The organism is Streptomyces uncialis (assembly GCF_036250755.1).
Taxonomy (GTDB): Bacteria; Actinomycetota; Actinomycetes; order Streptomycetales; family Streptomycetaceae; genus Streptomyces; species Streptomyces uncialis.
The window spans coordinates 2,657,521-2,672,983 of the sequence record NZ_CP109583.1 but is presented as its reverse complement, the minus strand read 5'-3'; the positions used below and the strand labels follow the sequence as shown (position 1 = coordinate 2,672,983).

11 protein-coding genes are annotated in these 15,463 nt (G+C 71.4%); 8 read left to right on the top strand and 3 right to left on the bottom strand.

Going from position 1 to position 15,463, the window contains the following annotated elements; translation table 11 throughout:
* Nucleotides 1-268 precede the first annotated feature (268 nt).
* A complete protein-coding gene (gene eccCa, locus OG711_RS10820) occupies nucleotides 269-4,261 on the bottom strand; it encodes a type VII secretion protein EccCa (protein WP_329559142.1) in 3,993 nt (1,330 codons plus the stop codon).
* Nucleotides 4,262-4,777: 516 nt separating this feature from the next.
* Between eccCa and eccD the strand changes: the two genes are divergently transcribed.
* The 6 genes from eccD to OG711_RS10790 all read left to right on the top strand — a co-directional run bounded on the left by eccD (nucleotide 4,778) and on the right by OG711_RS10790 (nucleotide 12,158).
* Nucleotides 4,778-6,331 (top strand): type VII secretion integral membrane protein EccD, encoded by a 1,554-nt coding sequence (gene eccD / locus OG711_RS10815; RefSeq protein WP_266510319.1) that lies wholly within the window; start codon nucleotides 4,778-4,780, stop codon nucleotides 6,329-6,331.
* Between the two features lie 184 nt (nucleotides 6,332-6,515).
* Nucleotides 6,516-6,803, top strand: coding sequence for a 30S ribosomal protein S15 (gene rpsO, locus OG711_RS10810; RefSeq protein ID WP_073793395.1), 288 nt, complete (start codon nucleotides 6,516-6,518; stop codon nucleotides 6,801-6,803).
* Between the two features lie 510 nt (nucleotides 6,804-7,313).
* Nucleotides 7,314-9,533: a polyribonucleotide nucleotidyltransferase gene (locus OG711_RS10805; protein ID WP_073793396.1), complete on the top strand. Its 2,220-nt coding sequence runs from the start codon at nucleotides 7,314-7,316 to the stop codon at nucleotides 9,531-9,533.
* The gene (locus OG711_RS10800; RefSeq protein WP_073793397.1) at nucleotides 9,530-10,909 is read left to right on the top strand and encodes a M16 family metallopeptidase; all 1,380 of its coding nucleotides are present in this window, start codon (nucleotides 9,530-9,532) and stop codon (nucleotides 10,907-10,909) included. The genes OG711_RS10805 and OG711_RS10800 overlap by 4 nt, the downstream gene beginning before the upstream one ends.
* Before the next feature lie 38 nt (nucleotides 10,910-10,947).
* Nucleotides 10,948-11,700 (top strand): 4-hydroxy-tetrahydrodipicolinate reductase, encoded by a 753-nt coding sequence (gene dapB / locus OG711_RS10795; protein ID WP_073793398.1) that lies wholly within the window; start codon nucleotides 10,948-10,950, stop codon nucleotides 11,698-11,700.
* 5 nt (nucleotides 11,701-11,705) lie between these two features.
* Entirely contained in the window at nucleotides 11,706-12,158 is a 453-nt protein-coding gene (locus OG711_RS10790) for a hypothetical protein (protein WP_073793399.1), read from the top strand.
* Between the two features lie 61 nt (nucleotides 12,159-12,219).
* On the opposite strand, the gene OG711_RS10785 is transcribed toward OG711_RS10790, so the two are convergent.
* Together OG711_RS10785 and OG711_RS10780 are read right to left on the bottom strand one after the other, a co-directional pair.
* Nucleotides 12,220-12,777 carry a hypothetical protein gene (locus OG711_RS10785; RefSeq protein ID WP_073793400.1) on the bottom strand — a complete coding sequence of 186 codons (558 nt, stop codon included), beginning with the start codon at nucleotides 12,775-12,777 and terminating at the stop codon, nucleotides 12,220-12,222.
* Nucleotides 12,778-12,966: 189 nt separating this feature from the next.
* Nucleotides 12,967-13,209, bottom strand: a complete 243-nt coding sequence (locus OG711_RS10780; protein WP_099279622.1) for a hypothetical protein — start codon at nucleotides 13,207-13,209, stop codon at nucleotides 12,967-12,969.
* A 231-nt stretch (nucleotides 13,210-13,440) separates the two neighbouring features.
* Here OG711_RS10780 and thyX point away from each other — a divergent pair, with 231 nt between their 5' ends.
* Nucleotides 13,441-14,181: an FAD-dependent thymidylate synthase gene (gene thyX / locus OG711_RS10775; protein WP_266507627.1), complete on the top strand. Its 741-nt coding sequence runs from the start codon at nucleotides 13,441-13,443 to the stop codon at nucleotides 14,179-14,181.
* Nucleotides 14,182-14,431: 250 nt separating this feature from the next.
* Nucleotides 14,432-15,331, top strand: a complete 900-nt coding sequence (gene dapA / locus OG711_RS10770; RefSeq protein WP_073793403.1) for a 4-hydroxy-tetrahydrodipicolinate synthase — start codon at nucleotides 14,432-14,434, stop codon at nucleotides 15,329-15,331.
* The last annotated feature ends 132 nt before the right edge of the window (nucleotides 15,332-15,463 follow it).

Here is a 15,463-nt window from a genome sequence, read left to right as displayed (position 1 = left end):
CAACCACCGGTCAATCACCCGCGTCAACCGTCCACGGCGACCCCTCGCGACAGCCACCCGGACGACGCCCGCACTCGAACGTGACACCCAATCACTGAAAGTGACGGTCCGAGGGTAGCGGTGTCCCAGCGATCCGGCGGACGGGCAGCCCCCCGTACAGCGGGACGGGGCGGGGGCGCCGAACCCGACGGCCGCCCACATCTCGGAGCAGCCGCCCACCCCTCCGACGGCCGCCCACCTCTCGGGGCAGCCGCCCACCCCCCAACCGCTACCCCCGGCCCTCCGGCTCCGGCTCCGGCTCCATCACCCCCGTCTGGACGAGCGGCTTGCCGCGCTTGCGGGAGACGAACGTGCCGCGGCCCGGCGGCATCGGACGGGCGCGGACGTTGCCCAGCAGATCCCCCTCGCCGGGGTCACCCGCGAGGACGACACCCTGCGCGCCCAGCTCCTTCATCCGCTGGACGAACGGCTCGTACGAGGCACGGCCCGCGCCCGCCGTCGAGCGGGCGACGATGAAGCGGACGCCCACGTCCCGGGCGAAGGGGAGCAGCTCGGTGAGCGCGGCGAGCGGGTTGCCGCTGGACGTGGAGACGAGGTCGTAGTCGTCGACGATCACGTACACCGTCGGGCCCTGCCACCAGCTGCGTTCCCGCAGCTGCCGGGCCGTGACCTCGGCGGTCGGGGTGCGGCGCCGGATGAGATCGGCGAGCGCCTCGACATGGTGGTCCATGGAGTTGGACATCGGCACGTACTCGGCGAGGTGCGACGCGGGAGCCGCGTCCAGCAGTCCCCGCCGGTTGTCGATCACGAACATCTTGCAGGCGTCGCCCGAGTACCGTTCGCTCAGCCGGGTGATGAGCAGCCGCAGCAGGTTCGTCTTGCCCGACTCGCTCTCCCCGAACACCAGGAAGAACGGGTCCTGCTCGAAGTCGAGGAACACCGGCTCCAGATTGTCCTCGTCCAGCGCCCAGGCGATACCCCGCTCCGGGAACATGTGCCCCGGCGGGAGCTGGGCCGCGGGCAGCGCCCGGGGCAGCAGCCGTACCTCCGGCGCGCCGGGCGCCGCCCAGTGCCGGGCGACCTCGGCGGTCAGCGCCTCCGTGGCGTCCGCGAGGTCGGTGTCCGACGACAGCCCGTCGATACGGGGGACCGCCGCCATGAAGTGCAGCCGCTGCGGTGAGATACCCCGGCCCGGCACTCCCGTCGGCACGTTCACGGCCACCTTGCGGTCGATCTCGGAGTCCATGGTGTCACCGAGCCGCAGCTCCAGCCGGTTCATCAGATGGTCCTTGAGGTTCGACCGGACCTCCATGGAACGGGACGCCGACAGCACGAGGTGCACCCCGTAGCCCAGCCCCCGTGACGCGATGTCCAGGACGGCCTGCTCCAGCCCCTCGTACTCCGCGCGGAACGTGCCCCAGCCGTCGATGACGAGGAACACATCGCCCCATGGCTGGTCCGTGACCGAGATGTCGCCGCGCGCCCGGCGGGTCCGGAAGTCCGCGATCGACGCGATGCCCGCCGACCGGAAGTACTCCTCACGCCGGGTCAGCACCCCGTACACCTCGGCGACCGTACGCCGTACCCGTTCCGGGTCGAGGCGGGACGCGACGCCGCCGACATGCGGCAGCCCGGACAGCGCGGCGAGACCGCCGCCACCGAAGTCGAGACCGTAGAACTGCACCTCGTACGGGGTGTGGGTGAGCGCGAAGGACGCGATCAGAGCGCGCAGCAGCGTCGACTTGCCGGACTGCGGGCCGCCGAGCAGCTGAAGGTGCCCGGCCGCGCCGGAGAAGTCGCACCACAGCGGGTCGCGCCGCTGCTCGTACGGCTTGTCGACCAGGCCGAGCGGGACGACCAGCCGGCCGGCGCCCTCGTAGCCGGGCTGGGTCAGCCCCCGGCCCCGTACCGGGGTGAGACCCGGCAGCAGCGAGTCCAGCGACGGCGGGCTGTCCAGCGGCGGCAGCCACACCTGGTGGGCCGCCGGGCCCTGGGCCTCCAGCCGTCCCACGATCACATCGAGGACGGTGTCCGCGAGCGCGTCGTCCTGGCCCTCGCCGCCGCGGCCGGCCGTGCGCTGCGCGGGCACGCTGACGTAGTGCAGCGGTACGGGCGCCGCGGTGAACAGCGCCGGCCGCCGGTCCACCGGCAGCGGCCCGCCGGCGGTGATGTCCCGCGAGGCGGCGGACCGGTAGGCGCCGGAGACGTACGCCGCCTTGAAGCGGACCATCTCGTCGGTACCGAACTTGAGGAACCCGGAACCGGGCACGTTCGGCAGTTCATAGGCGTCGGGCACCCCGAGCGCGGCCCGGGACTCCGCCGCGGAGAACGTCCGCAGCCCGACCCGGTACGACAGATAGGTCTCCAGCCCCCGCAGCCGCCCTTCCTCCAGCCGCTGCGACGCGAGCAGCAGATGCACCCCGAGGGACCGGCCGATCCGGCCGATCTGGACGAACATCTCGATGAAGTCGGGCTTCGCGGACAGCAGCTCGCTGAACTCGTCGATCACCAGGACGAGCGACGGGATCGGCTGGAGCGGGGCGCCCGCGGCCCGCGCCTTCTCGTAGTCGTGGATGTTGGCGTAGTTGCCCGCGTCCCGCAGCATCTCCTGACGGCGGTTCAGCTCACCGCGGATCGAGTCGCCCATCCGGTCGACCAGCGTCAGATCGTCCGCGAGGTTGGTGATCACCGCCGCGACGTGCGGCATCTGCGCCATCCCCGCGAAGGTCGCGCCGCCCTTGAAGTCGGCGAGCACGAAGTTCAGCGTCTGCGACGAGTGCGTGACCGCGAGCCCGAGGACCAGTGTCCGCAGCAGCTCCGACTTGCCGGAACCCGTCGCCCCGACGCACAGTCCGTGCGGCCCCATCCCCTCCTGCGCGGCCTCCTTCAGATCCAGCATCACGGGACGGCCGTCCTCACCGACCCCGATCGGTACCCGCAGCCGCTCCGCGAGCGAGCGGGGCCGCCAGGTCCGCCGGGTGTCCACCGACGCGGCGTCACCGAGGCCGAGGAGTTCGGTGAAGTCCAGGTTAGCGAGCAGCGGCTCGTCGTCGTCCCCGCCGGACGCCATCCGCAGCGGCGCGAGCTGGCGCGCCAGCGCGTCCGCCGCCTCGTACGCGAGGACGTCCGGCACCCCTTCGTACACCTGCCCGCCCGCCGCCTCCAGCCGCAGCGACCGCGGCTGGACGACCACCGACAGATCGCCCCGGCCGCCGGCCGGATCACCCGGCACCACCTCGACGACCGTCACGCCCTGAAGGCCCTCGGCGCCGGCGAGCAGCGAGTCCGGCGACAGCGACAGCCCGTCCAGGACGACGACCACATGGGGCTCCTCGGGCACCGGCGCCCCGTTCGGATGGAACCGGGGACGCCCGGTGAGCCGCGCCGACAGCATCGACTCCAGCTCCGCCGCGTCGCTCACGATCATCCGCCGGGTGCCCGCCCCGTCGACCAGCCCGGACGCCTGGCTGTGCGGCAGCCACTTCGTCCACTCCCAGTGCGCCGCGTCCTGCTGCCCGACGCCGAACGCCAGCAGCAGATCGTCGGGGGAGTGCAGCGACGCCAGCGACGCGACCAGCGCGCGCGCCGTACCGCGCGCCGTCTGCGCGTCCCCGCTGACCGTCACGTGGTAGAAGGCGCGCAGCGACACCGCCATCGGCAGCGCGTCGAGGGTGCTGTGCGCGGCGACGAACCGGTGCAGCGCGCTCTGCGTCAGCGGCTCCAGGCCGTCCGTCGCGCCCTCCTCCGGCGCGATCAGCGCGGTGGACAGCGGCTGCGGCCCGAGCCCGATCCGCACCTGTCCGAAGTCACCGTCGCCCGAGCGGCGTTCCCACACCCGGCTGCCCTCGGCGACCAGCGCCCAGAGCTGTTCCGGCGCGGGATGCAGGAAGTACTGGGCGTCCCGCTGCGCGCGGGCGGTCTCCACCGTGGACCGCCGGGTCTGCGCGAGATACCGCAGATAGTCTCGGCGCAGGTCCGCCAACTGTCCCTGCGCGCCGCGCCGGTAGCGCACCACCATGGCGATGGTCATGGCGATCGTGGACGCGATCATCACCATGCCCATGACCTTCATGAACGGATGCGCGGTGGGCATGAAGAAGAACACCACCGAACCGCCCATGCCGAGCATCGGCAGGAGCTGCATCATGGTGCCCTCGTCCTGCCCGCGCGGGAGTTCCGGCGGTGGTTGGAGGACGATGTCCCCCGTGGGTGTTTCGGACGGCAAAGCCCGAGGCGGGCGCTTGACGACGATCTGGCTCATACGCACCAATTCCGTGGACGGCCCCGTATCTTCCGTCCGCCGCCCCGTGTCAGGCGGACATAGGCCGCGCGCGTGATCCTACTGACATCCCATAGGCCCGGTGGGCGATAGGCTGCGCTGCGTGTGCGGGCGCACACGACGAACGAGCCGAGCAAACCGGGGCATTGGGTACGGTCCGGGGCCGCGGCCGGAACCGGTCCGGCACAGGATGTCCACACGTCCCGCACTCCCCGGCCGGCCGCCACGGCACCGGTACGGCGACGGGACAGCACGAGACGTAACGGCACCGGACGGCGACGGGACGGCACCGCCGCACGCCCCGCGGTCCGGCGGCACCACCCGGACCACCGGTACCGCCGGGCCACCGGAACCACCCGGGCCACCCGGACCGTCGAGGACCGAGGACCCCGCCCGGGACCTCCGCGCCCCACCACCCGGCGAAACCCGGCGAACCCGGCCCGCCGCCGCGACCCGCGGTCCGGCGGCACCACCCGAAGGGGGAACAGAACGGTGAGCATGACGGCCTCCGCGCCCAGCGGGGCGAGCGGCCCCACCACGACCGGCGGACCCGGCGGCCCGAGCGGCGCACGGGGACCGGGGAGCACCACCGGCGCGGGCCTCGGCTTCTGCCGGGTCACCATCGTCGCCCCCGACAGCCGGATCGACGTGGCCCTCCCCGACGACGTCCCCGTCGCCGACCTCCACCCCGAGATCCTCCGGCTCTCCCAGCAGAGCTCCGGTGTCGCGGTCCCCGTCGGGTACCACCTCGTCCGCCGCGACGGCACCGTCCTCGACAGCGCCCGCACCTTCGCCGCCCAGCGCGTGCTCGACGGCGAACTGCTCACCCTGCGCCCGTTCGCCGAGTCGCTGCCCCCCGCCGTCTTCGACGACGTCTCCCAAGCGGTCGCCGACGCCGTCTCCCGGGACCGAGCCCTGTGGAGCGGCGAACTGACCCGCGCCGCCGGACTCACCGGCGGGGGACTCCTCGCGACCCTCATCGCCTTCGTGACCTGGTCCGCCGACCCCCGGCACGACATGAACGGCCTCGCGGGCGTCCTCGCCGCCGTCGCCGGACTCCTCCTGCTGACCCTCGGCGCCGTCCGCGCCCGCGTCTACGACGACCGCGCCTCCGCGATCTCGCTGGGCCTCGGCGCCCTCCCCAACCTCGCCGTCGCCGGTTCCGGACTGCTGCCCCTCGCCGACGGCCACGGCATCGGCAAACTCCAGTTCCTGCTGGCCTGCGCCGCCGTCCTGCTCGCCGCCGTGGTCCTCACCATCACCTCCCCGCGCGGCGACGGCCCCTTCGTCGCCTTCGTCCTCGCCGCCGCGATCGGCCTGCTCACCACCTTCGTGGCCCTGCTCGCCGACCTCACCGCCGTCGAGACCGCCGCGATCTGCGCGCCCCTCGCCGTCGGCACCCTCGCCTTCCTGCCCGGCCTCTCGCTGCGCTTCGCCCGCCTCCCCATCGGCTTCGACCCGCCCAGCACCACCCGCGGCGGCTACGGCCCGAGCGGGAGTTACGGCGACGACCCCGCGCCCCCCGAGCCCGTGGACGCCGACCGGATCGCCGCCCAGGCCCGCCGCGGCCATGAACTCCTCGTCGGACTCGTCGGCGGCTGCGCCCTGGTCGCGGTGGCCGCCGCCGCCGTCCTCGGCTTCTCCGACGACGTCTGGGGCCAGCTCCTCGCCCTCGCGACCGGACTGTCCCTGCTGCTGCGCGCCCAGCTCTTCCGCTACTCGGCCCAGGTCGGCGCCACCCTCGCCGCCGGTCTCGGCTCGCTCGTCCTGCTCGGCCTCGGCCTCGCCCTCAACCCCCCGGCCGGCCTGCTGCGCGACGCCCTGCGCGGTGACAGCGCCGCCCTGGACATCCGTACCGTCTGGCTCGTCGCCGCGCTCGCCGTGCTGGCCGCCCTCGTCACCGCCGTGGGCCTGATCGCCTCGCGCGGCGGGGTCAGCCCCTTCTGGGGCCGCTTCCTGGAGATCGCCGAGGGATTCTTCCTGCTCACCCTGGTCCCGCTGGCCCTCGCCGTCTTCGACGTGTACGCCAAGGCCCGCGCGATGACCAGCTGACCGGCCCGTCAGCCGCGCCCGGCCCCCCTGGTACCCTTGTCGACGGCCGTGTGTGTACGCACCCCCGGATCTTCCGAGACCTGGAGGCAGCGCCCAGCGGACCCTGCCTGCCGAGTCATGGAAGATCCCCTGCGCTGTGACAGGGGCACTCGGCGGCCTCACGAAGACGAAACAAGGAGTACGAGTGTCGCTCGACGCCGCTACGAAGAAGCAGATCATGGCCGAGTTCGCCACCAAGGAGGGTGACACCGGCTCCCCCGAGGTCCAGGTCGCCATGCTGTCGCGCCGGATCTCGGACCTGACCGGCCACCTCAAGATCCACAAGCACGACCACCACTCCCGTCGTGGTCTGCTGATCCTGGTCGGCCAGCGTCGCCGTCTGCTTCAGTACCTGGCCAAGAAGGACATCCAGCGCTTCCGCGCCCTCGTCGACCGCCTCGGCATCCGCCGTGGCGCGGCGGGCGCCAAGTAGCACGCCGTGAGAGGGAGCGGTTCCCACCCCAGGGGACCGCTCCCTTCGGCATTGCGCGGAACCCGCCGCGCCGACCGCCCCGCGGCACCGCGGAGCGCCCGGCCGGTGCGGACAGCCCGCACCACACACCCTCCGCAGGCCCCGCGGCACGCACGGCACACACCGTCGCACCCGCTCTGCGTGCGGAGTGTCACTGCGGCTTTGTAGTCTGGTCGCAGTACGAAAGCACCACGACGTACCACGTACGACCGCGGCGGCGCACCACGCGCTGGCGCACCGCACCACCACGGCACCCCGTGCCGTGAGCACGGCGCGGCACCGCACAGGGCGGTACCGCGCCAGGTGACACGACGAGGAGAAGCGTCCCCGGCCGCGCCGGTCCTCGGTAGTGGCCCCCGGGGCAGACCCCGAGGGCTTCGATCGAAGACCGGCAAGCACACACGGCGCGCTTCTCCGCCCCCCGTCCCCCGCCACACGGGCGCGCGGGACGCAGACGAGGAGATATCGCTAGTGGAGAACGAGACCCACTACGCCGAGGCCGTCATCGACAACGGCGCCTTCGGTACCCGCACCATCCGCTTCGAGACGGGCCGTCTGGCCCGTCAGGCCGCCGGCTCCGCCGTGGCCTACCTGGACGACGACACCATGGTGCTGTCGGCCACCACCGCTTCCAAGAAGCCCAAGGACCAGCTCGACTTCTTCCCCCTCACGGTGGACGTCGAGGAGCGCATGTACGCGGCCGGGAAGATCCCCGGTTCCTTCTTCCGCCGCGAGGGCCGCCCCAGCGAGGACGCGATCCTCACCTGCCGGCTGATCGACCGCCCGCTGCGCCCGTCCTTCAAGAAGGGCCTGCGCAACGAGATCCAGGTCGTCGCCACGATCATGGCGCTCAACCCGGACCACCTGTACGACGTCGTCGCGATCAACGCCGCGTCCGCGTCCACGCAGCTCGCCGGGCTGCCCTTCTCCGGCCCGATCGGCGGCGTCCGCGTCGCCCTGATCCGCGGCCAGTGGGTGGCGTTCCCGACGCACACCGAGCTCGAGGACGCCGTCTTCGACATGGTCGTCGCGGGCCGCACCCTCGACGACGGCGACGTCGCGATCATGATGGTCGAGGCCGAGGCCACCGAGAAGACCATCAAGCTGATCGAGGGCGGCGCCGACGCCCCCACCGAGGAGGTCGTCGCGGCCGGTCTGGACGCCGCGAAGCCCTTCATCAAGGTCCTGTGCCGCGCGCAGGCCGACCTCGCCGCCAAGGCCGCCAAGCCGACCGGCGAGTTCCCGGTCTTCCTCGACCACCAGGACGACGTCCTGGAGGCCCTCACGGCCGCCGTCAAGGACGAGCTCGCCCAGGCCCTCACCATCGCGGGCAAGCAGGAGCGCGAGTCCGAGCTGGACCGCGTCAAGGGTCTCGCCGCCGAGAAGCTGCTCCCGCAGTTCGAAGGCCGCGAGAAGGAGATCTCCGCCGCTTACCGCGCGCTGACGAAGTCCCTGGTCCGCGAGCGCGTGATCAAGGAGAAGAAGCGCATCGACGGCCGCGGTGTCACCGACATCCGCACCCTGGCCGCCGAGGTCGAGGCCATCCCGCGGGTCCACGGCTCCGCCCTGTTCGAGCGCGGCGAGACCCAGATCCTGGGCGTCACCACGCTGAACATGCTCCGCATGGAGCAGATGCTCGACACGCTTTCCCCCGTGACGCGCAAGCGCTACATGCACAACTACAACTTCCCGCCGTACTCCGTCGGTGAGACGGGCCGCGTCGGCTCCCCCAAGCGCCGCGAGATCGGCCACGGCGCGCTCGCCGAGCGCGCCCTGGTGCCGGTCCTGCCGACGCGCGAGGAGTTCCCCTACGCGATCCGCCAGGTCTCCGAGGCCCTCAGCTCCAACGGCTCCACGTCGATGGGCTCGGTCTGCGCCTCCACCATGTCCCTGCTGAACGCCGGTGTGCCCCTCAAGGCCCCCGTCGCCGGTATCGCCATGGGCCTGATCTCGCAGGAGATCGACGGCGAGACGCACTACGTCACCCTCACCGACATCCTCGGTGCGGAGGACGCCTTCGGCGACATGGACTTCAAGGTCGCCGGTACCAAGAAGTTCGTCACCGCCCTCCAGCTCGACACCAAGCTGGACGGCATCCCCGCGTCCGTCCTGGCCGCCGCGCTGAAGCAGGCCCGTGACGCGCGTTTGCACATCCTCGACGTGATGATGGAAGCCATCGACACGCCGGACGAGATGTCCCCGAACGCCCCGCGGATCATCACCGTGAAGATCCCCGTGGACAAGATCGGCGAGGTCATCGGCCCCAAGGGCAAGATGATCAACCAGATCCAGGAGGACACCGGCGCCGAGATCACGATCGAGGACGACGGCACCATCTACATCGGTGCCGCCGACGGACCGGCCGCCGAGGCCGCCCGCACCACGATCAACAGCATCGCCAACCCGACCATGCCGGAGGTCGGCGAGCGTTACCTGGGCACGGTCGTCAAGACGACCACGTTCGGCGCGTTCGTCTCGCTGCTCCCGGGCAAGGACGGTCTGCTGCACATCTCGCAGATCCGCAAGCTCGCCGGTGGCAAGCGTGTGGAGAACGTCGAGGACGTGCTCGGTGTGGGCCAGAAGGTCCAGGTCGAGATCGCCGAGATCGACTCCCGCGGCAAGCTCTCCCTGATCCCCGTGGTCGAGGGCGAGGACGCTTCCGAGGACGCGAAGGACGACGCCGCCAAGTGACGTCCCGTAGTCTGCGCGCGACGGCCCGTGTCTCCTCGGAGACGCGGGCCGTCGCCCGTACCCAAACCCTGCTCAAGGGCAAGGACGGCATCGGCACCGTGCGCCGCACCACCCTGCCGGGCGGCCTGCGGGTCGTCACCGAGACCCTGCCCTCCGTACGCTCCGCGACCTTCGGGATCTGGGCCCACGTCGGTTCCCGCGACGAGACGCCCACGCTGAACGGCGCCACCCACTATCTGGAGCACCTCCTCTTCAAGGGCACCGCCAAGCGGACCGCCCTCGACATCTCCTCCGCGATCGACGCGGTCGGCGGCGAGATGAACGCCTTCACGGCGAAGGAGTACACCTGCTACTACGCCCGGGTGCTCGACACCGATCTGCCGCTCGCCATCGACGTGGTCTGCGACATGCTCACGGGCTCCCTCATCCGCCAGGAGGACGTGGACGCCGAGCGCGGCGTCATCCTCGAAGAGATCGCGATGACGGAGGACGACCCGGGCGACTGCGTGCACGACCTGTTCGCGCACACCATGCTCGGTGACACCCCGCTCGGCCGCCCGGTCCTCGGCACGGTCGACACCGTCAACGCGCTCACCGCGGACCGGATCCGCCGCTTCTACAAGAAGCACTACGACCCGACCCACCTCGTCGTCGCCGCCGCGGGCAATGTCGACCACCACAAGGTCGTCCGCCAGGTCCGCGCCGCCTTCGAGCGGGCGGGCGCCCTCGACCGCGCCGACGCGACCCCCCTCGCCCCCCGCGAGGGCCGCCGCGCCATCCGCACCGCGGGCCGGGTCGATGTCGTCGACCGCCGTACCGAGCAGGCCCATGTCGTCCTCGGCATGCCCGGCCTCGCCCGGACCGACGAACGCCGCTGGGCGCTCAGCGTGCTGAACACCGCCCTCGGCGGCGGGATGTCCTCCCGGCTCTTCCAGGAGGTCCGCGAGAAGCGCGGCCTCGCCTACAGCGTGTACTCGTACACCTCGGGCTTCGCGGACTGCGGCCTCTTCGGCGTCTACGCGGGCTGCCGGCCGGGCCAGGTCAACGATGTGCTCAAGATCTGCCGCGACGAGCTGGACCAGGTCGCCGAGCACGGACTGTCCGACGACGAGATCACCCGCGCCGTCGGTCAGCTCGCCGGCTCCACCGTCCTCGGTCTGGAGGACACCGGCGCGCTGATGAACCGCATCGGCAAGAGCGAGCTGTGCTGGGGCGAGCAGATGTCGGTCGACGACATGCTCGGCCGGATCGCCGCGGTCACCCCGGACGAGGTCCGGGAGGTCGCCCGCGACATCCTGGGGCAGCGTCCGTCGCTGTCGGTCATCGGCCCGCTGAAGGACAAGCAGACGGCCCGGCTCGGCGAAGCGGTCGGCTGACTCCCCGTGTCGTCCCCCACCCCGTAAGGAACAAGCACATGAGCAAGCTGCGTGTGGCGGTCGTCGGAGCCAAGGGCCGTATCGGCTCCGAGGCCGTACGAGCCGTCGAAGCCGCCGCCGACCTGGAACTGGTGGCCGCCCTCGGCCGCGGCGACAAACTGGAGACCCTGGCCGACCAGGGCGTCCAGGTCGCCGTCGAGCTGACCACCCCCGGGTCGGTCATGGGCAACCTCGACTTCTGCGTACGGCACGGCATCCACACCGTCGTCGGGACGACCGGCTGGACCGAGGACCGCCTCACGCAACTGCGCACCACCCTCGCCGCGTCCCCGGAGACCGGCGTGCTCATCGCGCCGAACTTCTCCATCGGCGCCGTCCTCACCATGAAGTTCGCGCAGATCGCCGCGCCCTACTTCGAGTCCGTCGAGGTCATCGAGCTGCACCACCCGAACAAGGCCGACGCACCCAGCGGCACCGCGACCCGCACCGCCCAGCTGATCGCCGCCGCCCGCGCCGAAGCGGGCAGCGCCCCCCAGCCGGACGCCACGGTCACCGCGCTGGAGGGTGCCCGCGGCGCCGACGTCGACGGTGTCCCCGTCCACGCCGTGCGGCTGCGCGGGCTCCTCGCCCACCAGGAGGTACTGCTCGGCGGCGAGGGCGAGACGCTCACCGTCCGCCATGACTCGCTGCACCACAGCAGCTTCATGCCCGGCATCCTGCTGGGCGTGCGCCGCGTGGTGGACACCCCAGGCCTCACCTTCGGCCTGGAACACTTCCTGGACCTCGGCTGATCCCGATGGGCGCGAAACTGACCTACGCCCTCGCCGCGGCCGTCCTCGTCGTCTACTTCGTCCTGGTCGGCAGCCGGGGGGTGTTCCTGATCCGGGAAGGCACCCTGGTCACCGTCACGTTCGGGGTGGCGGTGCTGATCCTGCCGCTGATCGGTGCCTGGTTCCTCTGGAAGAACACCGAGTTCGTCCGCAAGGCCAACCGCCTCGCCGAGGAACTGGAACGCGAGGGCGGACTGCCCCTCGACGAACTGCGGCGCACCCCCAGCGGCCGGATCGACCGAGACTCCGCCGACGAGGTCTTCCGCCGGCGCAAGGAGGAGGCGGAGCTGACCCCGGGGGACTGGCGCTGCTGGTTCCGGCTGGCCGTCGCCTACCACGACGCCCGTGACACACCGCGTGCCCGCAAGGCCATGCAGCACGCGATCGCCCTGCGCGAAGGGCGCCGGACCGGCGTCTGACAGATGACTGCGCCCGGCCCCGGAACCCGGGACCGGGCGCAGTCATATGCAGCGGTGCGGCTCAGGGGCTCCGGTACTCGTCCGCCCAGACCTCGATGGTGTCCGCCGCCCGGTTGAAGGCGTCCGACCGCGCCATGAAGTCGGCGTTGTGGGTCGTCATCAGCGGTACGGGCGCGTCACCGCGCCGATCGGACCGCAGCAGGACGAGCGCCTGTCCCTGGACCGTCCGCGGCAGCCCCAGCCAGCGCACCGGCTGCTGGGCCGTCCGCAGCTCACCCACCTGGTTCCACGCCAGGCTCACGGTGGTCAGGAACCCCACCCGCCGCAGCCCTTGCGCGCTCACCCACACACCCACCCGCAGCAGCCGCAGCGCGGCCCCGATGACGAGCAGCGCCACCGCCATACAGATACCGGCGGCGCTCAGGGAGTTCGCCAGCGCCATGATCATGGTCGCGAACAGGACGTACGAGGCGAGCAGCAGCAGCAGCGCGGCGGCGCCCACCCGCCAGGGTCCGGGCCGGTAGGGGCGGCGCCAGCGGTCGCGGTCGTCGAACGGCAGTGCGACACCGTCCGATGCCTCGTCGAAGGCGCGGTCCGCCGTCAGGAAGGGCAGGGGCACGACTGGTCCTCACTCGGTCAACGCACGGACTGTGCCCGGTGAGGCTATCGATACGTGACGTCGGCGACCACCCTTGGGGGTCCGGACGAGTCACGCCCGGACAACCTCGCAGGTCGGAGAGGTTTCCCCGGCCGGACCCGGATCCGTCACGCATACCCCCGGTCACCGTCGGTGACCGGAGATCCCGGGTCAGCGTCCGTCGGACGTGGCCTCGGACTGCTGAGTGCGCGCCGGGGACTGCTCCGGCGACAGCGCGGGCATCCCGAACAGCAGGGACCCCACCAGGCCGGCCACCACCGTCAGACCCATCAGGGTCCGTCCGGCCAGCTGGCCGGGTGTGGCGCGCTCCCGGGGCGGGGGAGTGACATTGCTGCGGAACTGGTCGGCCTCGGCGACGAAGGCGAAGGGTACGGGCTCGCGTCGGCGGAACATGTGGCTCCTCTCAAGGGGCTCGGTCGAAGGGCTCGATCGGCGGTCCCGATCGTGAAGCTCCTCACCCGTACAGACGCGTAAACACCCCGTGGGGTGCCCCGTTTCACGGAATTCACAGAAGTTCACCGGATGCCGACGGGGTTGCTCGCGCTACGCCACAGTTCCGTACCGGTTCGCACCGGGTCGTAGAGTGGGCGCCGCACGAGCGACGACGGAAGGACCCCCCGAACCGTGACCGACACCCCTGCCGGCGAGCAGAAGCCGAGCTTCCGCGGCGACATCACCGTCGAGCTGGTCAAGCACACCGCGAGTGACGCCGATGTGCTGTTCGCGGCCCGTGTGTCGACCGTCGGCGAGCAGTCCCTGGACGAGCTCGGCAAGGACCCCGCGCGCTCCAAGGGCCTGCTCAACTATCTGATGCGCGACCGGCACGGCAGTCCGTTCGAGCACAACTCGATGACGTTCTTCATCAGCGCCCCGATCTTCGTGTTCCGCGAGTTCATGCGGCACCGCGTGGGCTGGTCGTACAACGAGGAGTCGGGCCGCTACCGGGAGCTCCAGCCCGTCTTCTACGTACCGGACGGGTCCCGCAAGCTGGTCCAGCGGGGCCGCCCCGGCAAGTACGTCTTCGACGAGGGCACCGAGCAGCAGCAGGAGCTCGTCGGCCGGGCCATGGAGGACTCCTACCTCCGGTCGTACGAGGCGTACCGGGAGATGCTGGACGCCGGTGTCGCCCGTGAGGTGGCGCGCTCGGTGCTCCCCGTCGGCCTGTACTCCAGCATGTACGCCACGTGCAACGCGCGCTCGCTGATGCACTTCCTCGGTCTGCGCACCCAGCACGAGCTCGCGAAGGTGCCCTCGTTCCCGCAGCGGGAGATCGAGATGGTGGGGGAGCGGATGGAGGCGCGCTGGGCGGAACTCATGCCGCTCACGTACGAGGCCTTCAACGCCAATGGCCGGGTCGCCCCCTGACCCCGTACGGCCTTTCGGCGGACACCGGGTACCGCTCAGCGGTACTGATGTGCGGTTGGCTCGTCAGAGGTGTCCGTATTGCGGCATTTCGTGAAGTTCATCTAGCCTGAACAAACGGACCCGGCACTGCTTGAACCCCCGAGCAGGCAGTGCCGGGCTCCTTCTCCGTCATGTCCCCGGTGCTTTGTCACACCACCCGGCGTCCCCCCAAGGGGGGACCGCGCGCTGAGCAGCGAGTAGCGTGTTACCCATGGCTCCGACCTCCACTCCGCAGACCCCCTTCGGGAGGGTCCTCACCGCCATGGTCACGCCGTTCACGGCGGACGGCGTACTCGACCTCGACGGCGCCCAGCGGCTCGCCACCCACCTGGTGGACGCGGGCAACGACGGGCTGGTCATCAACGGGACCACCGGCGAGTCCCCGACCACCACGGACACGGAGAAAGCAGAGCTGGTACGAGCCGTCCTGGACGCCGTGGGCGACCGGGCCCATGTCGTCGCGGGGGTCGGCACCAACGACACCCGGCACAGCGTCGAGCTGGCGCACGCCGCCGAGAAGGTCGGAGCCCACGGCCTGCTCGCCGTCACCCCGTACTACAACAAGCCCCCGCAGGACGGCCTGCGCCAGCACTTCACCGCCATCGCGGACGCCACCGGGCTCCCCGTGATGCTGTACGACATCCCGGGCCGCAGCGGTGTCCCCATCAACACCGAGACACTCGTCCGGCTGGCCGAGCACCCCCGGATCGTCGCGAACAAGGACGCCAAGGGCGACCTCGGCCGCGCGAGCTGGGCGATCTCCCGCTCCGGTCTCGCCTGGTACTCGGGCGACGACATGCTGAACCTCCCGCTGCTGTCCGTCGGGGCGGTCGGGTTCGTCTCCGTGGTCGGCCATGTCGTCACCCCGGAGCTGCGGTCCATGATCGACGCGTTCACCTCCGGTGATGTGCGGAAGGCCACCGAGATCCATCAGCGGCTGCTGCCCGTGTTCACCGGGATGTTCCGCACCCAGGGCGTCATGACCACCAAGGCCGCGCTCGCCCTCCAGGCACTGCCCGGCGGTCCGCTGCGGCTGCCGATGATCGGGCTCACCCCCGAGGAGACGATCCAGCTCACCAAGGATCTCGCCGCGGGCGGGGTACAGCTCTAGCCCTTCCGGGGTAGAGCTCCCTCACAGACTTCACAACTGAACAAGCACCACCCGCGTCCGGCCCCCACGCCGTACGCGGCCGACCATCGACAACTGCAAGTGCACGAACGTCACACGCGCCACGTGCCAACG